Below are 22,593 nucleotides of genomic sequence, written 5' to 3' on the forward strand. Positions count from 1 at the left end.
CTACCTGTCAGTGCACCACCGAGTTTGACAATAAGTTCATCACCACCACACCGCCGACGATCATCGCAATACCGACCACGGCCGCGGTATCGAGACTTTGTTTAAAAAAGAACACACCGACCAGTGAGGTCAGTACGATACCTAGACCGCCCCACAGCGCATAGGCGATGCCAAGCGGAATGGCCTTGATGGTCTGGGTCAATAAATAAAACGAGATGGCATAAAGCACACCCATAATCAGGGTCGGCACCAAACGAGTAAACTGCTCTGACTTAACCAAAAACGTCGTGCCAACCACTTCACAAATGATAGCAATCGCTAGGTAAACGTAAGCAATAGTGGTAGGACTCATAATTAAATTACCTGTTTTAAATCAAGCATACTCTCTCGATTGAGCGTAAAAGGGCCAACAATAAATTGCGTAATTTCATCAAAGAAACCATACAGACGGTATTTTATACAAATACTCTAGTAATGTGAAGGGTAAGTTTTTATCATTTGTCATTTATACAGCAGGCAACAACGTACATTTAAAATGAGCAGAGAAAAATACGCTTCTCAAATATCACGCGAGTTAAACAAAAAAATAGAGTCATACTTAAACGTGGATGGCTTTAATACCATCCAATAAACCGTTTAAATATCACTCTATTATTTTATATAGTAATGTAATTAGTTATATTTTATCTATAAAACTAAGCCAGCTCTAAGCTCATCTTAGGACCGAATGGCTCATAATGGACATTATCTACCCCATGATTAAGCTTCATCAGACCATCAATCATACTTTCCATAAACGGCATTGACCCGCATACATAGATATCAGCAGGCTCTGGCAGCGTCGCAAGATAACGTTCATCGAGTATTTGCCCCGCGTCAAAATAGAAAATATTTTTATTCACATTTGCCGCTGTCTCTAAAATTTTATCGACCTTAGCGTCAAAAGCATGATGCTCTTCATTTTGGCACGCATATACCCAGATGATAGGTCTTTCTGGGTTTGCTATTACTTGCGCCTCTAACATCGATAAAATGGGCGTGACGCCGACGCCAGCACTCATCAAAACTAATGGAATATCGTTTTGCTGCACCAAATCTTGGTTGAGCGCAAAGTCACCAGCAGGGGCAGATAATAAAATGGTATCGCCAACCTCTACTTCATCATGTAAATAGTTGGAGACCAAACCATAATGCGCATTGCGATTATCGCGTCTGACAGCAAACTGGATACCCTTATCAGTATCGGCAGAATATAAAGAGTAATGACGTAGGGCGAGATGGTCACTGTCTTTTGGATCCGTTTTTACCGTGATATATTGACCGGCAGTTAGATTGAGCTTACTTAGGTCAATGTCTTGGCTGTTTTTTGCATTGTTATTGACTGGAACGACAGTAAAGGCCGCGATATCGGTGGCTGCAGCCGTCTTTTCTACGACCTTAAAGGGCGCAAAACCCTCCCACATCTCTTGTTCATACATATTTTTTTCGAGCTGAATAAAGACGTCAGCAATCTCATCATAAGCTTCAGTCCAAGCGTCAATGATATCGTCATTAGCCGCCTCTCCGAGTACTTCTTTTATCGCCCCAAGTAGATGCTTGCCCACGATCGGATAATGCTCTGGTAGGATTTGTAAAGCGCGATGCTTATGACTAATTTGGGTCACTTGCGGCAGCAAGATTGCCAAATTTTCAAGATGTTTGGCAGCGGCCAAAACTGTGGTCGCAAGGGCAGTCTGCTGGCGACCTAGCTTTTGGTTGGTCTCGTTAAAGATGTCTAACAGCTCAGGATGCTCTTCAAACATATTTTGATAAAACACGGTGGTAATCGCAGTGCCATGCTCTTCAAGCACAGGTACGGTTGCTTTTACAATCTCTATCGTTTTTGGTGACGCCATGATATTTTCCTTGATGTTTCATTATATTGATAAGTTGAGGTACTGATACCGATAACAGTGCCTAAAGTTTTGAGTATTAATCAAATCTTGTTAGAACGATGACTCAAAGTATAATTCGCCTATTTCTTAAAAGTTCATTTAAAATGAATCTTATATTATTTCTATACAAATATCAATCTGTATTGCGGCCATGTTTGCTTCTACTTTTGCTACAGTATATGTTTACAGGCATAAAAAAAGCCCCAATCATAAAGATTGGGGCTTTCGAATTTGGTAGGTCAAGCAACTACTCTTAAACAACATAATGCCGTACATTGATTATATTAAAAATCATCAATTGGTGTAATGCTTGAAATAGGATTTCATAGTGTCTATCGTTTTGAATGTATTACAGACTATACCAAACTGGCACTTAGTAGGCTTATTTGCCGCTGGTATGATTGCTTTTATCATCTCTACTGTATCTGGTGGTGGCGGTGCCATGTTGCTGATACCAGTTACCTCTTCAATGATAGGAACAGCAGTTGCGCCCCCTGTCATTAATTTGGCTACCCTTATTAGTAACGCCTCGCGGCTTTATTTATTCTGGAATGATATTGACTGGTCGTTGACCAAATACTATGTACCAAGCGCCATACTAGGAGCATGGCTGGCAGCATTGGTCTTTAGTCGATTAGATGCAGGCTGGATTCAATTATTGGTTGGCGTATTTTTAGTATCTACTATATTCCAATACAAATTTGGTAAAGTAGATAAAACCTTTGAGATGCCAAAAGCAGGCTTTATACCGTTAGGTTTTATCATTGCTTTTATGAGCACATTGGTGGGTGGTCTTGGTCCTATTTTGAACCCTTTTTATATGAATGCTGGACTAGAAAAAGAAAGCCTTATTGCTACCAAAACCGCTAATTCCTTTTTTGTAGGTATCGTACAAATCGGTAGCTACGCTTTTTTTGGCGTATTTACTGCCAAGCTTTGGGTGTATGGTCTCGTATTAGGACTAGGTGCGGTCGTTGGTAATGTCATTGGTAAACGCTTTTTGACAGGAATGAGTATTAGTCAGTTTAGAGTAATGCTGCTCATGCTCATGGTAATCAGCGGTCTAATAATGATAATAAGAAACGTCAATGTGCTGTTTTAGTGAATAATTTAAACCTAGGGGAAGCCTCTTCATCAGCTATGAGTTAGCTCTTCACTTATTGAGTACTATCCATCGAGCATCCTATGTTGCTTAGCTTGACTGATCACACACCGCGATTGTCAAATGATATTAATTTCATAACTGAACTTCTCTGCTAACCCATATGATTCTCTATACTCAATAGGAGCACCTTCTAAATTCTTAGCAATACGGCATACCTTCACTAAGTTTTCTTGCTTAGTATTTTCTAAATAAGGGTCGATGTGATTGGTTATAAAAAACAATGTCTCAACGGCAGACGACACAAACTGACCACATTTTGTATAGTAAAACGGATAAAGAAGGTTCTCAAAATCTTCGGGCTCTAAGGTTACAAAAGCTTCATAACGGCTTTTAGGTAGCCAAATTTTTTCACTCAGTAACACGTCATCTTCGACAACACGAACGCGCTCTATATAAATTAGCGCCTTATTTTTACCTATATTTAATTTTTGATTAATATCATCGACAGCCTCTATCACCATGATTTTTTTGATGATACCAGTCGGCGTTACATAACCAGATTCTTTGTCACGGAACTTAAAAAACCTTAATAATGAACTTCCAAAATCTGGGCGTTTTAAAAAAGTCCCTCTACCTTGCTGCTTGATCAAAACCCCTTCGTCGACAAGTTTTTCAACCGCTTTACGCACGGTTCCTACCGATACTTGGTACTTATCAGCGAATTCCTGTTCACTAGGTAAAGGGGTGTTTTCGTCCCATTTACTCTCTGTTAGTAACGTTTGTATGTGCCATCTTACCTGCTCATATCGTGGCATTTTAAAATTCTTGAAATTATCTATCATTTATTCACCATTATGGAATTTCTATTAAATTTCTCAACTCTTCAAAACATTTTTATTACTTTAAAAAGAAGAATGTGCCCAATTATCTTTTAAGCTCTAAACCATTTTCATGTTAACCACTTTGATGTTAGCGCTAAGCTAAATTTTCAGTCAATCTTATCTAATTCACGTTACCTTTTTTGTTATCATTCTATGCGATTAGATATGATTCTGAAGATGGACGGTTTTCTAGTGTAGAAAGCTATTTGCCCATACTTGGTCATATTTTTTAATCTACAAACTGTATATAGCCCTACATCTACTGTTAGGACCAAGGAAAAGCCGTGACTCTTTATATTCTAGCAGCCATAGTGATATGTATTATTTTGGGCTATACCACTAAGATCAATATTGGTCTGTTTGCTATTGCATTTTCCTACCTGATCGGTTGTTTTGGTATGGGACTGAAAGCTTATGAGATTATTGAGCTATGGCCACTCAAAATTTTCTTTGTGATCTTTGCTGTGACCCTCTTTTATAACTTTCCTCTTGCTAATGGCGCTTTAGAAAAGCTTTCTAGTCATCTAATTTATAGGTGTCGCTATTTTCCAGAATTCTTGCCTTTAGTTATATTCTTTGTTGCTACGATCGTGGCAGGCTTAGGCGCCGGTTATTACACTGTCTTGGCCACGATGGCACCTATGATTCTGCTATTGTCTAAACGCACTAACTTAAATCTTGTCATTGCGACCTTATCTGTGAATTATGGCGCGCTCGCTGGTGCTAACTTTATCACTTCACAAAGTGGGGTTATCTTCAGGGAGCTGATGCGCGATGCAGGGGTTGCCAATGACAATAGCTTTACTTATGTTTTAGGAGTGTTTGCCGCGACTTTTGTAATACCTGTGATTCTACTGGGCGGCTATAGCTTGTTCAATGCCAAAAATAGCAAAATCGCGATTCAAACGATGGTGCCAGAGCCTTTTGATAGTAAACAAAAAAAATCTATTGTGCTTATTTTTATCATGATAGCTACTGTGCTTATTGTGCCCATTCTCAATCTACTCATGCCGCAAGTATCGGCGATTGAGTTTTTGAATGCTCGGATTGATATTGGTTTTATCGCTGTTATTTTTGCTTTGATCAGCCTATTTTTAAAGTTGGGTGATGAAAAAGCAGTGATTGCACTCATACCTTGGAACACGCTCATTATGATTTGTGGCGTCGGTATGTTGATTCGCCTCGGCGTAGAAGTCGGTGTCATTTACGAGCTGACAGAATGGCTCAGTACCAACGTTCCTATCTGGTTAATACCGATGTTGGTCTTCGTTATCAGCGCTATTATGTCGGTATTTGCTAGTACACTTGGCGTCGTTGCTCCTACTCTATTTCCTATAGTGCTTCCCTTAGCCGTCGCCTCTGGACTCAGTCCCTTATTGCTGTTTACCTGTATTGTTGTAGGGGCGCAAAGCTCATCACTTTCCCCTTTCTCATCAGGAGGCAGTCTAATGTTAGGCGCCTCGCAAGTCGTTATAGAAAAAGATAAGCTTTTTAGTGCCCTACTATTTAAGGCTGTACCTCTAGATATTAGCGTTGGAATAATAGCCATTTTAGTAATCCAGCTTATATTCTAAAGGCTTATAAACAAGGACACCTATCAAAATTTTTCTATATCTGACTGCAAGGTGTTGATGAAAACGATGGTAAATAGTTTTACGCCTCTCTATAATACAATAAAATTCATACAGACATACATATGTTTCTTGTTATTTCTAAAGTATTCTGTTACTTTTATGCAGTGTTAAAAAAACATATTTTGATGAAGTCTAGTAACTTTTCTAATCTGATCATAATTTCAAGCGTTAATAATTGATTATTTTGATCAGAATTCTATTGAATTTTGAGTGTGCAAATACACACAAGGAGTGTCGTGTGAAAAAGCTTTCCTATCTGGCTCTTGGCCTATCTATTCTATCTCTGACTGCCTGTAACAATGCAAACGAAACGGCTAGTACAGATACAGCTGCGACAGATGGCTCGGGCGAGTTTACTGGGCCTTCACGTCCAGAGTGTATTGCCCCAGCAAAACCAGGTGGCGGTTTTGATTTGACTTGTAAGCTTGCTCAAGCAGGCTTAAAAGAGACTGGCATTCTAGAAGATCCTATGCGCGTGACCTATATGCCAGGCGGCGTAGGCGCTGTTGCGTATAATAAGATTGTGGCTAATGATCGCGACAATGAAGATGCCATTATTGCCTTCTCTACTGGTTCTATTCTGAATTTATCGCAAGGTAAATTTGGTAAATTTACGGAAAAAGACGTGAAATGGCTTGCAGGTGTTGGTACCGATTATGGCGCTGTTGCTGTAAATGCTGACTCAGACATCAAGTCTTTAGACGATTTGGTTGAAGTTCTAAAAACAGATCCAAAGTCAGTCAGCTTCGGTGCAGGCGGTAGTGTTGGTGGTCAGGACTGGATGCAAACTGCTATGTTAGCCAAAGCAGTTGGGGTCAATCCTAGCGATATGACTTATGTCGCAATGGAAGGTGGCGGTGAGGCAATTACAGCGGTCATGGGTAATCATATCACTGCGGTTAGTGCCGGTATTGCAGAGCTGATGCCACAAGCTAGTGCTGGTAAACTACGCGTGTTGGCCGTGTTTGCTGATGAGAGACTAGATGGCAGTATGAGCGATATTGCTACTGCCAAAGAGCAAGGCTACGATGTCACTTGGCCGGTGGTTCGTGGTTACTATATGGGTCCAGATGTAAGCCCTAGCGCTTATAACTGGTGGAAAGAGACTTTTGATAATGTCCTTGCTGATCCAAAATTTGCTGAAATACGCGAGCAGCAAGAGCTACTACCATTCTCTATGACTGGTGAGGAATTACAAGAGTATGTCTATAAGCGTACTGGTGAGCTGCGCGATTTGTCCGCTGAGTACGGTCTTGTTGAAGCTCAATAACCACGTATTAGGTACTAAATATTTATAGTACTTTTAAAGGCTAACAATGTATTTACTTGTTAGCCTTTTTGCCCCCAAACTCAAGGAATACTCCTTATGACGATGGAACGTTTATTTTCTGGGCTAATGGCATTATTTAGTTTATTTTTAATTTATTTAGCCATGAGTTATGTTGCCCCTATCGCTTATGATCCTATAGGACCTCGCCCTTATCCTATTCTGATTTTCTCCCTTATGGCGTTTCTGACTTTAGTGATTGCTTTTCGCCCCGCGCGTTTTACTAAAGAAATTATTTTAGGTTACGACAAAACCGTTATTAGAAATTTAATTTTGTGCATCATTGCATTGACTGTTTATAGTCTGATATTTGAAGTTCTAGGTTTTATCCTTGCAACCATACTCATGTGTTTCGCGGTTGGTTTGTTATTTGCTGGTAATCCTATTAAGAGCCTGATTTTTTCAATTGTGATCAGTATCGCCTTGTACGTTTTGTTCGACATGGTATTAGATGTCGTGTTACCACTTGGATTGTTATCAGGGATAATGGGATAGCTATTATGGAAACCTTTAATTTTTTAATGCATGGCTTCGCTGTCGCCTCTACACCCGAAAACTTGATGATAGCCCTGGTCGGTGCTTTTATAGGTACTGTAGTCGGTATGTTGCCTGGACTTGGGCCTATCAATGGCGTAGCGATATTACTTCCCTTTGCCTTTGCGCTTGGCTTACCTCCAGAGAGTGCGCTAATTCTGCTATCTGCAGTTTATTTGGGTTGTGAATATGGGGGGCGTATTTCTGCGATTTTGCTAAACGTCCCAGGATCTGCTGCTGCTGTCATGACCTCATTGGATGGTAATCCTCTCGCTTTACAAGGCAAAGCAGGTATTGCGTTATCAATATCAGCCGTGGCTTCATTCGTTGGGGCTACTATTGCTACTATCGGTGTAGTGCTGTTTGCTCCACTATTAGCTAATTGGGCAGTATCTTTTGGCCCTGCTGAATATTTTGTACTTATGGTGTTTGCCATCACTTGTTTGAGTGGTTTAGTTGGTGATCAACCTATTAAGACAGCTGTTTCAGCGCTCATCGGTTTGGGTCTTGCTACGGTTGGAGTTGACGCGGTGACTGGCGTGTACCGCTTCACTTTTGACTCGGTGAATCTGTCTGATGGTATTCAATTTACCACGATTGTGATTGGCTTTTTCAGTGTCAGTGAGATTCTAATTTTACTTGAAAGAACCTCTACTGGGCAAAAAGTTGTCGAGCAAGGTAAGCGTAGTTTATTTAACTTAAAAGAGCTGTTATTCAGCTTAGGTGCGATGTTGCGTAGTGGTGTTATGGGCTTTGTTGTTGGTATTCTGCCAGGTGCAGGCGCGACTATCGCTAGTGCCATGACTTATACCAGTGAACGTAAAATTGCTGGCGAAACTGGCAAATTTGGCGAAGGTGATCTTCGAGGTTTGGCATCTCCAGAGGCTGCGAACAATGCTTCAGCCTGTGGTTCATTTGTACCGATGCTGACTTTGGGTGTGCCAGGTTCTGGTACGACAGCCGTTATGATGGGTGCACTAACCTTATATAATATTACGCCAGGTCCACAGCTATTTACTGAGCAGCCTGATATCGTTTGGGGCTTAATTGCCTCTTTATTTATCTGTAACGTTATTTTGCTGGTAATGAACATCCCTTTAGTACGCTTTTTTGCCAAACTACTTGATGTTCCAAACTATATATTGATACCGTCTATCGCAGCGGTTAGTTTCATTGGCGTTTATTCTATCAACAGTACCACTTTCGATTTGGTATTCATGGTAGCGCTTGGTGTGTTCGGTTACTTTTTACGCAAAACAAACTTCCCATTATCAGCGCTTATTTTGGGTTATGTATTAGGCGAGTTGATGGAAGATAACTTAAGACGCGCTCTATCTATTTCGCAGGGCGAGCTGAGTATTCTGTGGAGTAGTAATATTACAATAGTGTTATGGATACTGGCTATCTTGATGGTATTTATGCCAATAATACGTAAACTCTATCGCAGAAAATTTAGACCAGCTGTTTAGGTTTTAGCGATTCTGTTCTTGAAATATTTTGCTGTGGTGGTTGTACTTTTAGTATGGCCACCATTTTTCTAGGCTGAGTTATTGTATATCTTATAAATAACATATCCCTAATATAACCACTGTATGGCCTTAAGAAGGGACAATCGCCTTCCAATTATCAAATCCAGCAATGTAAGTACAATAGAATAGCAAACGACACTATATTGGTAACTTTATTCTTATCAAGATTGCGTTAGCCGTAGCACCATACATTATCTTCTTTATGAAAGTAGAAGCTCTCCCACTACAGCCCATATCTTACAGGCAAAAAAAAGCCCCAATCATAAAGATTGGGGCTTTCGAATCTGGTAGGCGTAACTAGATTCGAACTAGCGACCTCTACCATGTCAAGGTAGCGCTCTAACCAACTGAGCTATACGCCTATTTAGGTTGAGCATTTTAGCAAGTTTCTGAGACTTTGCAAGTGTTTTCTCTCTAAACCAGAAGTTATTTTTAAATAAGTACTATTTTATCGTCAAAGTCTTTTTATGGTTCTTAGTTCTGTATCTAAAACCATAGCAATTATGGGAAAATCCATTAGGGAGCGCACTACTCATATTTATGACAATCTGCGCGTATTCTCTTTAAGCTTTTTAAGTACTTGCTGATACTCAGCGTGACTTACATCAAGCGTACTTATTCGCCCATAACGTAGTTGCCGATAGTCCTGTTTAATATCGTTGACATACTGTTGAGTTAGTTTGAGATCGTCGGTGACAAGCCGACTATCAGTCTCTGTAAGGCTATCTACTAGCCGCTCAAGCCACACTAGTTGTCCTTCATGATCATGGCGAGCAAGTGCCTTGTCTTTTTTACCTAGCCGTTTAGATAACTTGATTAAAAGCAAGTCTACTGGATGCCAACGCTTCCGTCGTCGTTGCCATAGTATAAATGTCACTATAGATATCACTGTGATGGCACCAGCAGCTAACCAAACGATTTGTTGCATAACTGAGCTGATGTTGAACCATTTTAATAAAGATCCTGCTTGCTTGTCTTGATCATAGCCGACGATGTCTTTTTGCCAGTAATAACTGGCTTGGTCAGAAAACCGCCTTAGCGTTTGTAGCATCTGATACTGCTGATAGCTAATCTGCGCCCCTGCTCCATCGCCAAACAACGCTGCTCCTTGGGATTGAGACAGTGCGTCCATTCCTTGTTCGACACGCTGCGGCGCGACAAACGCAGTCGGATCAACACGTACCCACCCTTGACCCTCAAGCCATACTTCAGTCCACGCATGAGCATCCATCTGCCGTACTTCCCACACGTCACCGCTGCGACTTGGTTCGCCACCTTGATAACCAGCCACAATGCGCGCAGGAATACCAGCCGCCCGCATCATAAAAGCAAAGCTTGAAGAATAATGCTCACAAAACCCAGCTTTAGTATCAAACAAAAACTCGTCGATGCGGTTATCATTTAGCCGTGGCGGCGATAATGTATAACGAAACTCTGTTTGATTGATCCAGCGCTCAAGTGCTTGCATATAGCGCACAGGATCTGAACCCGATTGCGCAAACAGCTGCTGAGCAAGTGCACGCGCTTGTGGATTGCCATCTTTAGGTAGTGTCACGTTGATACGACGTGAATCCTCATCAAGTACAGGATCGATACGCATGGGTACAAAACGCAGGACGTTGTAGCGTAGCTGCTGGGTCACCGGACTGTCTTTTAATAAAGTAAATTCTGATGTGATACTGACATCTGTACGCTGAGTAAATGGATAATCAAGCCCAAATAGCCAGTTTTGCTGGGTTGGCTCTAAAAGTATCTCATACTTATCGGGTGCAAGCTGCACACTATTAGGAACAGTAGCAATCGCACGCTCAATCCACATAGGAATTTGTCGCGCTGGCTGCCACTGCTGCTGGCTACTACGATTCGGTTGCCATGTCACACCGTCGAAATCGCTAAATACCAAGCCGCGCCAATACAGATCGCTTTGCGGTGGACGTTTATCTGCAAATTCAACTCTAAAAGCCAGCGCAGTGGATTGACTCAGACTGGCAAAATCGCCAGGTGACATGCTGTCTGAGACACCAGTCGTTGCTTGTTGTCCTGATAATTGCACTGACCATAGTGGCGGCAAACGCGGAAAGAACAAAAAAAGCACCACTAATAACGGTAATGCCCCTACCCCTAATATACCAAGTGTACGCAGGCGTCCATCACCGCGTATATTGCCGTCATCATTGAGCGCAATAAATGCTAGCAAGATGCCAATCGTACCTATGATGACCTCTAAAGTAGTGACCAATCCTTGATCCATTAAAAATAGTGCAGCAAGCACAAACAATGATAAATTCAACACTACATAAGCATCACGGCGTTTATACAACTCCCAAAGCTTACTAATCAAGCACAGCACTAAAAAGGCCACACCCATATCCAGACCAAAGCTTGTGTTATAGGTCAACCACAAGCCTACCAATCCTAATAAAAACCCAAGCATTTGTATGCTTTGATACATGCGTTTGAGATGGCGAAGCTGCTCAAACCTCTGTCTAAACTTGGATTTGATATGAGGCAATTGGGCAATGACAGTGATTAAAGCAAAGAGCATTAACCATAACGGCAGATGAACAGCATGGGGAAATATAACAAGAATTTGAGTCAGCAACACCCAATAATAAGCCGGTAGCGCTAACAGTTTGCTATACCATTTTCTGTTTGGGTCATGGCTATTGTTAGCAATATTTCCCAATGCTAGATTCTCAAAACTTGCAGGCGAGGTTACCGCTGCAAAAGCAGATGAGTTAGGCAAAGATAGGCTAGAAGAAGGGTTGCGAGCGTGCTTAGAGTCAATCATGATGACTGTGCCAATCGTAGCAAACACGCCTGCGCAAAAGCCTCATCGTGTCCAATCGCTGACTCTGTACGGCTCTCGTTAGGCAGTTGCATGGTAAAGGGCACTCCAAGACTGCCAAGCGTGATCGCGCCATGAGCCAGTTGCGCAAGCTTTTGTTCATGATGGGCAGCTGGCATATCGGCATAATTGAGGCTCTGCTCATGACCGATAGGATCGGCAAAATGCTTGGTAAGCATCCCCTGCCCACGTGCCACATGCGCCCATGAGACTCTGGCTAGTGATTCGCCTTCGACATAACTATCAAGACGTTCAAAATCGTCTTGGCCTTGAATATGCTGACTATATTGCCCACTCGTCGGTAAGTCATCTAAACTTGCAGTTATGTATTGCGTCTGCCAGTCAAAAGCCAATGGTTTTGGATAGACCCAAGCAGTGCGCGCAAAATAGATGTACGACCAGGCACGCATAATACCAAGTGGATAAACCGTACTGACTGTTAATTTAGGAAGCTCAAGCTGACCACGTTTATAGGTCATAATAGGTAAACGAATAATGTGTTCATCTTGTACACGTGGTAGCAGTACCTGCAGCTTGGGATCGTTGTTAAGCAATTTACGGCTACGCTTGCTGTTGCGCTTATATTCATGCTCGCTATTTTCTTGCTGGTCCAATTGATGTTGCTCAAACCTAAACATCAATTGTCGTCTTGGTTGGCGACTCTCACTACGTACTTGCAGGGTCACCCAGACTGGCGCCCCTACTTCTGCCATAGTGACTTCTAACAATTGAACGTGCAGGCCAGATATGTGCAAAAAGGTCACATGAAAGCTAATCAGCCATATACTAATAAGGTAAAAACAAAGCCCTAAAACCAAGTTATTACCGTAATTGATACCAGCAATAAAGGTAATTATCAATAATATGGCAAAAAGTAGCCCTTCACGTCGGAAAAAAATATAGACGTTGCGCAAATTAAGAGTAGCACTGTCACTTTTAGGAGCACGTTTGGCAAACCAGCGCGCCAAGGCTTGCGTTATTGGCTGAGTCAAAGTACGTGGTAATAAGGTACGTGGTAATAAAGTCATAACTGTCTTATCATTATGGTTACACTATAGCGTGCGCTCAAACCTTAGTTTAAACAATTACTGGTACCTCATGCATAATTCGCTGAGCAATAGTCTGTGAGCCTTGCCCGCCAACGATGTGCGATGGCACAAATCGTTGGCCTAACCTATGATCTGTAACCGCAGCAAAAACAGCTTGAATGTCCTCTGGTGTGACCTCTTGGTGACCTGAGACATAGGCATGAGCCTGAGCGGCACGCTGTAGCGACAATACACCGCGAGGTGACAGTCCATGGTATTCTTGGCTAACTCGAGTCTTTGCAACCAATCGCTGTAGATAATCCAATACGACATCTGCTACATATACCTGTTGAACATTTTGGCGTGCAAGTAATACAGCATCTGTCTCAAGCACCGCATGTAAGCTTGCAAGTAACTTACGACGATCTTGGCCCCGTAGTAACTCTCGCTCGGCAGCTGGTGAAGGATACCCAAGCGATAGACACATCAAAAATCGGTCCAACTGGGACTCAGGTAAAGGATAGACACCTGCTTGTTGCATGGGATTTTGGGTAGCTATGACAAAGAACGGTTGAGGTAAACGGTAAGTCTGCCCATCTTGGGTGACTTGATGCTCCTCCATTGCTTCTAGTAACGCACTTTGGGTCTTTGGACTAGAGCGGTTGATTTCATCAGCAAGTAATAGCTGAGTGAAAATCGCCCCTTTACGAAACTCAAAGCTTTGAGTGTTTTGATTATAAATGCTCATACCCAGAATATCGGCTGGCAGCATATCATTGGTAAACTGCACACGATTGTATGACAAGCCCAGTAACTGTGCCAGCCCTTGAGCCAAGGTGGTTTTGCCCATACCAGGTAGATCTTGTAAGAGCAGGTGTCCACCTGCCAGCACGCAGCTCAGTGCCAGCTTGACCACTTGCGGCTTATCAAGCACGATTCGATTTAATTGAACAAGCAATTGTGCCACTTGACGCTGATTGGTTAAATAATCGCCAGTAACATCGTTTGAATCCTTTAAGACAGCGTCTGACTCTAATGGAGATACAGTATCTGTGTGAGATGCGACATCGTAAGCATGGCTTTGGTGCATAGTAAACTACCGACTGTATTAGTGCGTACTGAAATATTGACACATTGACTCGTTTGGAGTGTTCAGTAATAGCCAATACACCTATTTTAATAAGATAAAAACGACAAGTAAAAACGCTCTAATAAATATACTAACTATAAAAAGCAATAAAGTTGAAAAAAACCAAGCTTGAGCAATTGCTATGATTAGAAACTGGCTGCAGGTTGATTTTCTAAGCCGTCTTCTATCTCAACTGGCTCATCACTCATTTGTGTATGCTCAGTATCTATGGGTTTTCCATCGCTATCGATAGCAGGAGCAGCCATACGCAAAGTAGATAGGTAAGCGATAATATCAGCGCGTTCACTAGCATCTGGCATCGGGTCTGACAGCATTTTTGACTCCGGCATTGCTTTTTGAGCATCAGCAATATAAGGGTCTAAAGTTTTTGCATCCCATACCCAGCCTGATTTAGTTAGCGCTGCACCGTAGTCATAGTCTTCTAGTTCAGCTGCTGGTGCCCCATATATATTCATCAATTGCGGGCCTTTTTTATTGCTTCCTGGACTTAACTGATGGCATTGGCCGCAAGCTTCTTCATAGATGATAGCACCATTATCAGCGTCTCCTTCGCTATACACTGGCAGGGTAACAGGATCACGATAATCAGGCGGGGTGCGCTCACAAGCAGTAAGCACTGTCAGGATCGTCAATACAAGCCCTGCAATTAATGTACCACTGAATGAAATATTGGCGTCGATCGGCATGTTTATATATTCTTTATGTCTATGGATTGAAAAGGTTTGGTCAGCCTAACGAAATAATAGCAGACGTACGATGGTATTTTAGAAATGATGGTATGCTTACAAGCGTAGATTGATACATTCCTTGCAAAGTAGAGCTCTTAGACTACATTCATTGCTTTACTTGGCATTTCTAGATAATACCCTTGCAAATAACGCGCACCGACACTCCAAGATACCGACATCGTAGCAGCCTCCTCAATATAAGGCATCAATACATCAATATTAAGCTCATTAGTGCGTACGATTAAAGATTTAATCGCCTCTAAATTATCAGGTTTATTAATCTCATTTACATAATCGCGTGCAAGGCGCGTCATATCAGGCGCTACAAATTCAGCAATCTCAATCGATTTTGCAGAAGTACCAAAGTTATGAATACCTATCTTGCAACCTATATCGCTTAAAGCAGCAAACTGGGATTTGGCAATCGTCAGATGATTGGCCACATCTTGCTCATTAAACTGTAGTGTCAATGCCCCAGATACACCCCCCACCGCTTTTATCAACTGGCCGGCCACACTTGGCAGCTTTTTATCAACTAATGACGCGCTGGTCAATTGTATCAACACGCGCGCTTCAGGATGAGTCTTGCGCACCTCATTTAATTGTTTGCAGGCATTGATTAATATCCAGCGATCTATTTTTTCGCGTAAGTGGTGCGTCTTGGCGACTGTCATAAACTTGTCAGGTGTCAGTACCGTATTTTCAGCATCGGCTAATGGTAGACGCAGGTAAACTTCAAAGAAGTCACTACGATCTTGATTAATATCATAGATTGGCTGAAAAAATAGCTCAAAGCGATTGTGGGTGATCGCGCTGACTAGATATTCAGCTAAAGCGCTATCATCACTGTTTGCATGCTCACTTGGATCATACAAGTGATAAGCGTTGCCCTGATTTGCCGTTTCAACTCTGATATGGTTGATCGCATCAACTGCACGATCAAACAAGACTTGCGGTTCAGCGGCATTGGATTCTATTTTGACGATACCAATACTCACAGTCGTACTGGTTGTGCGTTTATCGACTTCGATGAGCATATCGCTGATATGCTGGCGGATACTCTCAGCAAGATCGACCAGCGCTTTAGATGACAAATCTTCAATTAACACTGTAAATGCTGTGTCACTAAAGCGGCTAATGTGCCCCTCTGCTACCGTTTGCTCAAGCATACGAGCCACTTGCTGAATGGTCGTATCCACCCCTTGCAAGCCCAAGCTACTACTGATTTTACCGATATTATCTAGCTGTATATATAATAAGGCTGCGTGCGCTTTGCCTGCTACCACCGATTGGTGCAAGGCTTCAAAACGCTCTTCAAAGCCGCGGCGGTTGTATAGTCCTGTCAAGCTGTCCTGACGCTCTGCTGCTGCCAAACGCTTGGCAATCTCAGCGCTGTTATTATTGTTTTGTTGAATGATAATCTGGGTGACTGGTTCACCATCTAGCGTAGCGACAGCGAGTTGTAGCTTTGCCTCAAAAGTACTACCGTCCATACGCTTACTGTCAAAGTTAAATTCAACTTGCTCACGGTGGCCTTTATCGAACTGACGTAAAAACTCCTTAAAACCTTTGACATTATCTTTACCGACAATAAAGTCAATAACTGGCAGACCAATAATATCGTCCATCGACTCAAAGTTAAACAACTTTAAATAGGGCTCGTTGGCAAAAATATGAATGCCTTGATCGATATAAGCAACCGCACTCTTAGAGTTTTTGATTAATATATTGGCACGCTGCTCGGCTTCGGAGAGTACATGACGCAAGCTATTAAGCTGTCGTAGGCTGCGCAAATTGGCATGTTGTAGGCAGATTGCCATTACCACTTGTACCTCTTTATCTGCGAGTAAAGCCTTTACCATCACTCCATCTATGACTGAGGGCAAACCATCATCATTACGACCAGTACTCGCCATCTCATCACTCATCAGACCAATGATAGGGAGATCAAGGTTTTGCTCTTGCACAATACCAACGACATCGGTGAAGCTTAAGTCATAGGCGCGCCCAAATACCAAGACGTCCCACTGTTGACGTAGTGACTTTAATAGCTCCTCTCTATCATCCAAAAACCCAAGATTAACTTCATCGTAGTAAGCAGATAATAAGCTGACTAAACGCTCGGCATAAAGCTGATCTTCGTCTATAACTAGGAGATTTAGGACAGATTTGGTACGCATAATAGGCCTTTTTATTCTTATAACCGTCGTGACAGTATACTAGATTATGATTGGACTTGAGCAATGCTTAATTTTGTATAAAAGTATTGATTGTAGCAATCTTATCCAGCTAAATCTGTATCACTTTATACTGACTAAACTCTTCACTATTTAGTAAACATTGCTGTAAACAAAGTGTTTTTTGTTTGTCATTGATACGCAGCATGACTTTGTCATTGGTTTGGAAATGATGAGAAGGCACTATAATGCTAAACTCTGTCTGTAAGCTCTCATCGCCAGCCACCATAAAAGCTGGCATAAAGCTTTGGCCACGATGGTCTCTAATATCCAAACGTAAAGCGCAAGCTGTCAGTACATGCCCAAGTACCTGCCATTCAACCTCAATAGGTTTATTATCAAGATTGAGCCAGCGTACCATACCCATTGACCATTTACACTTGCTGTCATTATGTGAATATTGCAACAATAACAGACTCATAAAACTAAGTGGTGGCGGTGCTGTATTAAGTGTGTCGCTACTGTCCGTCTCGGCGTCTAATATGTCCGCTTTGAGCAAGCTTGATTGTTGTCCTGTCGCCTCATCATCTGTCTTTGACAGTGGCACCACTAAATCTTCTGGAGACAATAAATGTAAGACTCTCATCTGTGATGCTATATCTGTGCTATCAATTACCTCTACTTCAAGGACACCTTGTGTATCGCCCTTCTTAGGCTGTGTATCATAGCGTGGCAGCTGCTCAACTGCCAACTCTCTGGCAGCTATCAAGTCTACTAAGCTCTTTGCACCAGCCACTTTATAATGAATGTTATTAAAACCACCAATGACAGTTGCACGCTGTCTTGTATGATACTTGGTCGGTAATGTCATTGCTCGCTCGACATAACGATGTTTCATGGCCATTAATACTTTATTAACCAGCTGATATTCAATCGCAGCGTTATTACTATCAACCAACGCCTGCTTGCGCTGCTGTAAGTATGTTATCAATGGTCCAAGTTCGATAAATAGACAACGATGGTGCGCTTCATAGGGATTAATAGCGGAGCTGGCAGTGAGATAATCAGGCGGACTGCCGCTTTGTAAGTCTACAAAGATACGCGTCTCAGTCTGCGGCTCGATAGCAGCATGGACATGAGTTGCCCATAACGGTAGTAGACGCTGGATTAATAGCATATTGGAGCGGCGCATGGCACGGACATTCAATAAACTCTGCAAGCAAACCTGTACATATAAGCCGTGAATACTGTGTGCCTGCTTGGCAATTACTTGCGTGCTCAAATCAGTATGTGCCACATTTATCTGACAAGCTAGGTCATATAGCTCATTAAACGCAGCCCATAAGTGTGGTGGTGATGGTTGGTAAGATATGTTGTGCTCACTCAATAATTTTTGATAAATGGTGAGTGACTGGTAAATAGCAGCGGCCAAAACAAGCGGTGATGTTTTAGCTAACGTCAAAAAACGCGTCCAACCTCGGCCTGTTGTTGGACCTCGCTGATTAGTTAAAGTCAGACTCTTGCGTTGTATGATATTGTCGTAGGCCAGTATGGTCGAGTAGTATAGTGATTTGACTTGATCTACATATACTCGCTGCGTCTTGCTAAGCGCTCCTAACTCATAATGATAATGCTTGTGCAAAGAGGTGATCAAGCGCTCGGATGCACAAGCAACAATGGTCAAAAGCTTAAGACGTAGTTTGTCATCTAAGTCTGCTGCGGCAAGCTCAGTCAACACCTGCTCTATCTGCACGGCCTGCTGAACTTCAGTTTGTGTTGGTAAACTTGCTGCCCATTGACGCAGCTGCTGTTCTTGTCCATCCACATATTTACGCGAAGAGTGTTTTAGTGGTGCTTTATGTGATAGATGATCCTGAAAATCTGACAACGTTATCATAAGCCCTCTTTAATAAAACCTCTATTCTCAAGTGAACAGTCGCGATATTACTTGTGTGTATGTGCGTTATAGAGCGCTACTAATGTTCAGCAAAACATATTACCACAACTTACTATCCTGCATACCTTGACTGTCTTTATAAATATTAATTGGCACCTTAAATGGTCTGTTTGGCAACTCTTTTACCAATTTGGGCACAAGATACCCAGGAAGCTTAGCCAACAACGACCAGTATAAGTCAACAGCGGACTGCTCATTGTTATCAAAATGAGCGGCGCCTAAGACCTTATCGAGTACGTGTAAGTAATAAGGCAAAACACCTGCCGCAAACAAACGCTGACTGAGGGCAGTTTGAGTCACGACACTGTCATTGACACCCTTTAATAATACGGCTTGGTTTAACATCACAATACCAGCGACCCGTGCACGCTGCAAATATTGAGCCGTGTTCGTATCAATTTCATTGGCATGGTTGCAATGAACAACCATCACGATGTTGCAGCGACTTTGACTAAAGCGATCTAGCAAAGCATCATCTAAGCGCTCAGGAATCACTAACGGCAAGCGTGTATGCAAGCGAATAGTGGTCAGTTGCGGTATCGCCTCCAAGGTATCAAGCCAGGCAAATAGTCGCCGATTAGAAACACTCAGTGGGTCGCCGCCACTCAAGATAACCTCATTGACCTCAGGATGCTCTTTAATGTAGGAGGCAATCGCTAAGTGTTCGGTGGAAGTTGGCATATTGGCGTTATAATCAAAGTGCTGACGAAAGCAGTAACGACAATGGATGGCGCACGCACCCGTCACGGTTAATAGTATCCTAGATTGATACTTATGTAGCAGACCTTTAATTGGATTTTGGTCGTTTTCAGCCAAGGGGTCAGTGATATAACCTGTCACAGCGATTTGTTCTTGTCTGTCTGGTAACACTTGCTTTAATAAAGGATCATGCGCATCACCCATCGCCATTTTGGCGACAAAGGCACGCGGGACACGTAAAGGAAAGTGCGCTGGAGCATAAACTTGCGCTTTCATCGTCTCAAGGTTAAGTATCTCCAGTAACTCATCTATCGATGTAATTGCTTCAGATAGTTGTGTTTGCCAGTTTTTTTGTGTGATTAAATGGTTTATCATGACAACCTAATGCGTGTGCCTAAAAACCGACATTATACGCTGTAAATCAGCGTACTATCAAAGCATGCCAAGCAAACATTATGGTTGATACCTATTTACCCTTGCCATTCATAGACTTTGGCCCATATGATAGGTATTCCAGTATAAGTAACACCGTGTCAGGTTTGGCAACGCGTCGATAATCAATCAGTAACCTATTAATATAATTACTACAACCCTTAGGAGTCTCTTGTGGCAAGTTTTTCTACCAATGAGTTTAAAGCCGGTTTAAAAGTCATGCTTGATGGCAACCCTTGTGCCATTCTTGAAAATGAGTTTGTCAAACCTGGTAAAGGCCAAGCTTTTAACCGCGTTAGACTGCGCAACCTTCGTAGTGGTAAAGTACTCGAGCAAACCTTTAAATCAGGTGATAGCTTAGAAGCGGCCGACGTGTTGGATACTGAAATGAACTATCTATATAACGATGGTGAGTTTTGGCATTTTATGCACCCTGAAAGCTTTGAGCAGCTACAAGCGGACAAAGCGGCCATTGGCGATGCGCCAAAATGGTTAAAAGACAACAGTAACGAGCTCTGCGTGATTACCTTGTTTAATGGGGTACCATTGTCAGTCACACCGCCAAACTTCGTTGAATTGCAGATTACCGAAACCGATCCTGGTGTACGCGGTGATACTTCGGGCGGCGGTGGTAAGCCTGCAACTTTAGAGACAGGTGCAGTCGTACGTGTACCATTATTCGTCCAGCAAGGTGAAATCGTTCGCGTTGATACGCGCACAGGTGACTATCAGACTCGAGTTAGCTGATACCGTCAGACCTATAAAAAAAGCTCGACCATCATAACAATGGTCGAGCTTTTTTATTATTACTATCAGATTTTTACTGGCTATTCGATACTTGATACCGGCAGCTATCTGCTATGATGACTCTTTTAGGTCTCTACTATTGACCTGTTTTTTTGTTGCTTGTTGGTGCATAAGCCAATACTGTACCAACGCGTTGAGCTGTTCTTTTTTAAAAGGTTTGGTGCAATAGTCTTGCATGCCAACTTTCAGATATTTTTCGCGCTCGCCATCCATAGCATTTGCCGTTAGCGCAATGATTGGTGGTAGTATTTCTGGGTCATAAATCTCATGCAGTTTGATCGTTGCTTGTATCCCATCCATGATCGGCATATGGTGATCCATCAGTATCACATCAAAGCGCCGCGGGTGTGCTGAAAACTGATCAATGGCTTTTTGTCCATCAGTCACGTGAGTGACCTTGTGCCCATTATTACATAACGCTTTTTTGGCAATCATAGCGTTAACATTATCATCTTCAACCAATAATATATGACCAGAATACTCAGAATTGGGACTAATCTCTATGATGTTTGAGCGTTGCCAGTCATCATACTTTTCTTGGCTTATAGACCTTAGAGGTAACAATACCTTAAACGTCGTTCCCTCTCCCACGACACTGTTTGCCCAAACATGTCCGCCCATCAAGTTAACCAAAGACTTGCAAACAGACAGACCCAGACCTGTACCACCGTATAGGCGATGGGTAGATTTGTCTGCTTGGTTATAAGCGTCGAAAATAGCATCCAATGATTCAGGCTTAATACCAACGCCTGTATCTTTGATATCAATACAGACCGTCATATCATGACAAACTATCTCATCAGTTTTTACACCCAAACTCTTGCATCCACTCTTTTTACAATGCGGTGCATGAGTGACGTTAATACTGACATGCCCACCTTCACGAGTGAACTTAATCGCATTATTAACTAGATTGGCCAAAATCTGTTTTAGCCTTACAGGATCACCTTGCATATAAGGCGATAGTTTTTCACTATAACTGTAATCCAGTATAAGGCCGCGCTGACGAGCTTTGACCGCAAATAAACTGACGACTTCATCACATAATAATGACAAGTCCATAGGTATGTCATCAACAGTCATCTTGCCTGACTCAACTTTAGATAAGTCTAGAATGCCATTAATAATCGCAAGCAGGTGCTCTGTTGACAGTTTTATGTTGTCGACATAGACTTTTTGCTCAACGTTCAAATCAGTATCGTCAAGCATCTCAACCATACCAATAATACCATTCATGGGAGTACGTATCTCATGGCTCATGTTTGCTAAAAATTCAGACTTCATTTGATTGGCATGTTTGGCGCGATGTTGATTCTTTTGCAACTGCAATGCATCTGCCGCCATTTCAGCGAACTGTAAAAGCAGTCTGGCCTTATCGTCATCAAATGTATTGTTGGGCTTGGTATCGAACAAACAAAGTGACCCTAAATGATACGTCTTGTTTTCCTCTGTTAGAGTAATTGGCGCGCCTGCATAGAAACGTAGATGAGGGTCTTCTGTCACTAATGGATTGTCGACGAAACGCTCATCAAGTGATAGATCTGGTATAGTAAAAACACTATTAGATAATACTGTGTAATTACAAATCGCCACGCCGCGCTTGGTCGTACATAAATCACCGAATCCATGCGGCGATTTTAGATACTGTATGTGTTCATCCATGAAAGTAATAGCCACCATGGGCACACCAAAGAACAATTTAACCAGTTCAGTCAAACGCGAAAATGCAGGTTCATTACAAGTATTAAGCACGTCGTATTCATGTAGCTTAGCGATACGTAAATGCTCATCTAACGCCAGCGGATAAGTATGAATCGACAAAA

General features: G+C 42.2%; 17 protein-coding genes and 1 tRNA gene. 6 read left to right on the forward strand and 12 right to left on the reverse strand.

All coding sequences use genetic code 11. From position 1 onward, the window contains the following. Nucleotides 1–7 precede the first annotated feature (7 nt). Together Q0890_RS02930 and Q0890_RS02935 are read right to left on the reverse strand one after the other, a co-directional pair. Entirely contained in the window at nt 8–352 is a 345-nt protein-coding gene (locus Q0890_RS02930; protein WP_299217403.1) for a multidrug efflux SMR transporter, read from the reverse strand. A gap of 343 nt (nt 353–695) precedes the next feature. Further along, nucleotides 696–1,895 (reverse strand): globin domain-containing protein, encoded by a 1,200-nt coding sequence (locus Q0890_RS02935; RefSeq protein ID WP_299217406.1) that lies wholly within the window; start codon nt 1,893–1,895, stop codon nt 696–698. Nucleotides 1,896–2,262: 367 nt separating this feature from the next. Here Q0890_RS02935 and Q0890_RS02940 point away from each other — a divergent pair, with 367 nt between their 5' ends. Then, nucleotides 2,263–3,036: a sulfite exporter TauE/SafE family protein gene (locus Q0890_RS02940; protein ID WP_299217409.1), complete on the forward strand. Its 774-nt coding sequence runs from the start codon at nt 2,263–2,265 to the stop codon at nt 3,034–3,036. 119 nt (nt 3,037–3,155) lie between these two features. On the opposite strand, the gene Q0890_RS02945 is transcribed toward Q0890_RS02940, so the two are convergent. Then, nucleotides 3,156–3,881 (reverse strand): GntR family transcriptional regulator, encoded by a 726-nt coding sequence (locus Q0890_RS02945; RefSeq protein WP_299217412.1) that lies wholly within the window; start codon nt 3,879–3,881, stop codon nt 3,156–3,158. A 323-nt stretch (nt 3,882–4,204) separates the two neighbouring features. Between Q0890_RS02945 and Q0890_RS02950 the strand changes: the two genes are divergently transcribed. The 4 genes from Q0890_RS02950 to Q0890_RS02965 all read left to right on the forward strand — a co-directional run bounded on the left by Q0890_RS02950 (nt 4,205) and on the right by Q0890_RS02965 (nt 8,884). Then, nucleotides 4,205–5,494: an SLC13 family permease gene (locus Q0890_RS02950; protein WP_299217414.1), complete on the forward strand. Its 1,290-nt coding sequence runs from the start codon at nt 4,205–4,207 to the stop codon at nt 5,492–5,494. 298 nt (nt 5,495–5,792) lie between these two features. Continuing rightward, nucleotides 5,793–6,824, forward strand: a complete 1,032-nt coding sequence (locus Q0890_RS02955; protein WP_299217417.1) for a tripartite tricarboxylate transporter substrate binding protein — start codon at nt 5,793–5,795, stop codon at nt 6,822–6,824. Nucleotides 6,825–6,920: 96 nt separating this feature from the next. After that, complete coding sequence (locus Q0890_RS02960; RefSeq protein WP_299217420.1) at nt 6,921–7,376, forward strand: tripartite tricarboxylate transporter TctB family protein; 456 nt, start codon at nt 6,921–6,923, stop codon at nt 7,374–7,376. Nucleotides 7,377–7,381: 5 nt separating this feature from the next. Next, on the forward strand, nt 7,382–8,884 hold the full coding sequence (locus Q0890_RS02965) for a tripartite tricarboxylate transporter permease (RefSeq protein ID WP_299217423.1): 1,503 nt from the start codon (nt 7,382–7,384) through the stop codon (nt 8,882–8,884). 345 nt (nt 8,885–9,229) lie between these two features. On the opposite strand, the gene Q0890_RS02970 is transcribed toward Q0890_RS02965, so the two are convergent. The 8 genes from Q0890_RS02970 to epmB form a co-directional block, all read right to left on the reverse strand. Beyond that, a tRNA-Val gene (locus Q0890_RS02970) sits at nt 9,230–9,306 on the reverse strand. A 176-nt stretch (nt 9,307–9,482) separates the two neighbouring features. Beyond that, nucleotides 9,483–11,735 (reverse strand): DUF3488 and transglutaminase-like domain-containing protein, encoded by a 2,253-nt coding sequence (locus tag Q0890_RS02975; RefSeq protein ID WP_299217426.1) that lies wholly within the window; start codon nt 11,733–11,735, stop codon nt 9,483–9,485. Then, nucleotides 11,732–12,820, reverse strand: a complete 1,089-nt coding sequence (locus tag Q0890_RS02980; protein ID WP_299217428.1) for a hypothetical protein — start codon at nt 12,818–12,820, stop codon at nt 11,732–11,734. The genes Q0890_RS02975 and Q0890_RS02980 overlap by 4 nt, the downstream gene beginning before the upstream one ends. Nucleotides 12,821–12,869: 49 nt before the next feature. After that, on the reverse strand, nt 12,870–13,910 hold the full coding sequence (locus Q0890_RS02985; protein WP_299217430.1) for an AAA family ATPase: 1,041 nt from the start codon (nt 13,908–13,910) through the stop codon (nt 12,870–12,872). 185 nt (nt 13,911–14,095) lie between these two features. Beyond that, entirely contained in the window at nt 14,096–14,656 is a 561-nt protein-coding gene (locus tag Q0890_RS02990) for a c-type cytochrome (protein ID WP_299217432.1), read from the reverse strand. Between the two features lie 137 nt (nt 14,657–14,793). Continuing rightward, on the reverse strand, nt 14,794–16,878 hold the full coding sequence (locus tag Q0890_RS02995) for an EAL domain-containing protein (protein WP_299217435.1): 2,085 nt from the start codon (nt 16,876–16,878) through the stop codon (nt 14,794–14,796). Nucleotides 16,879–16,987: 109 nt separating this feature from the next. Continuing rightward, nucleotides 16,988–18,772: a hypothetical protein gene (locus tag Q0890_RS03000; RefSeq protein ID WP_299217438.1), complete on the reverse strand. Its 1,785-nt coding sequence runs from the start codon at nt 18,770–18,772 to the stop codon at nt 16,988–16,990. 99 nt (nt 18,773–18,871) lie between these two features. Then, entirely contained in the window at nt 18,872–19,906 is a 1,035-nt protein-coding gene (gene epmB, locus Q0890_RS03005; protein WP_299217441.1) for an EF-P beta-lysylation protein EpmB, read from the reverse strand. A 231-nt stretch (nt 19,907–20,137) separates the two neighbouring features. On the opposite strand from epmB, the gene efp reads away from it, so the two are divergent. Continuing rightward, a complete protein-coding gene (gene efp / locus Q0890_RS03010) occupies nt 20,138–20,710 on the forward strand; it encodes an elongation factor P (protein ID WP_299217444.1) in 573 nt (190 codons plus the stop codon). Between the two features lie 111 nt (nt 20,711–20,821). On the opposite strand, the gene Q0890_RS03015 is transcribed toward efp, so the two are convergent. Further along, nucleotides 20,822–22,591: a GAF domain-containing hybrid sensor histidine kinase/response regulator gene (locus Q0890_RS03015; RefSeq protein WP_299217447.1), complete on the reverse strand. Its 1,770-nt coding sequence runs from the start codon at nt 22,589–22,591 to the stop codon at nt 20,822–20,824. Nucleotides 22,592–22,593 lie beyond the last annotated feature (2 nt).

The sequence above is a fragment of the uncultured Psychrobacter sp. genome (assembly GCF_947488565.1).
GTDB lineage: Bacteria > Pseudomonadota > Gammaproteobacteria > Pseudomonadales > Moraxellaceae > Psychrobacter > Psychrobacter saeujeotis.

Bases quoted from the DNA above. Each gene is read 5' to 3' on its own strand.
- Q0890_RS02930 (WP_299217403.1), bottom strand. From the start codon at position 352: ATGAGTCCTACCACTATTGCTTACGTTTACCTAGCGATTGCTATCATT.
- Q0890_RS02935 (WP_299217406.1), bottom strand. From the start codon at position 1,895: ATGGCGTCACCAAAAACGATAGAGATTGTAAAAGCAACCGTACCTGTG.
- Q0890_RS02945 (WP_299217412.1), bottom strand. From the start codon at position 3,881: ATGATAGATAATTTCAAGAATTTTAAAATGCCACGATATGAGCAGGTA.
- Q0890_RS02960 (WP_299217420.1), top strand. From the start codon at position 6,921: ATGACGATGGAACGTTTATTTTCTGGGCTAATGGCATTATTTAGTTTA.
- Q0890_RS02965 (WP_299217423.1), top strand. From the start codon at position 7,382: ATGGAAACCTTTAATTTTTTAATGCATGGCTTCGCTGTCGCCTCTACA.
- Q0890_RS02975 (WP_299217426.1), bottom strand. From the start codon at position 11,735: ATGATTGACTCTAAGCACGCTCGCAACCCTTCTTCTAGCCTATCTTTG.
- Q0890_RS02980 (WP_299217428.1), bottom strand. From the start codon at position 12,820: ATGACTTTATTACCACGTACCTTATTACCACGTACTTTGACTCAGCCA.
- Q0890_RS02985 (WP_299217430.1), bottom strand. From the start codon at position 13,910: ATGCACCAAAGCCATGCTTACGATGTCGCATCTCACACAGATACTGTA.
- Q0890_RS02990 (WP_299217432.1), bottom strand. From the start codon at position 14,656: ATGCCGATCGACGCCAATATTTCATTCAGTGGTACATTAATTGCAGGG.
- Q0890_RS02995 (WP_299217435.1), bottom strand. From the start codon at position 16,878: ATGCGTACCAAATCTGTCCTAAATCTCCTAGTTATAGACGAAGATCAG.
- Q0890_RS03000 (WP_299217438.1), bottom strand. From the start codon at position 18,772: ATGATAACGTTGTCAGATTTTCAGGATCATCTATCACATAAAGCACCA.
- epmB (WP_299217441.1), bottom strand. From the start codon at position 19,906: ATGATAAACCATTTAATCACACAAAAAAACTGGCAAACACAACTATCT.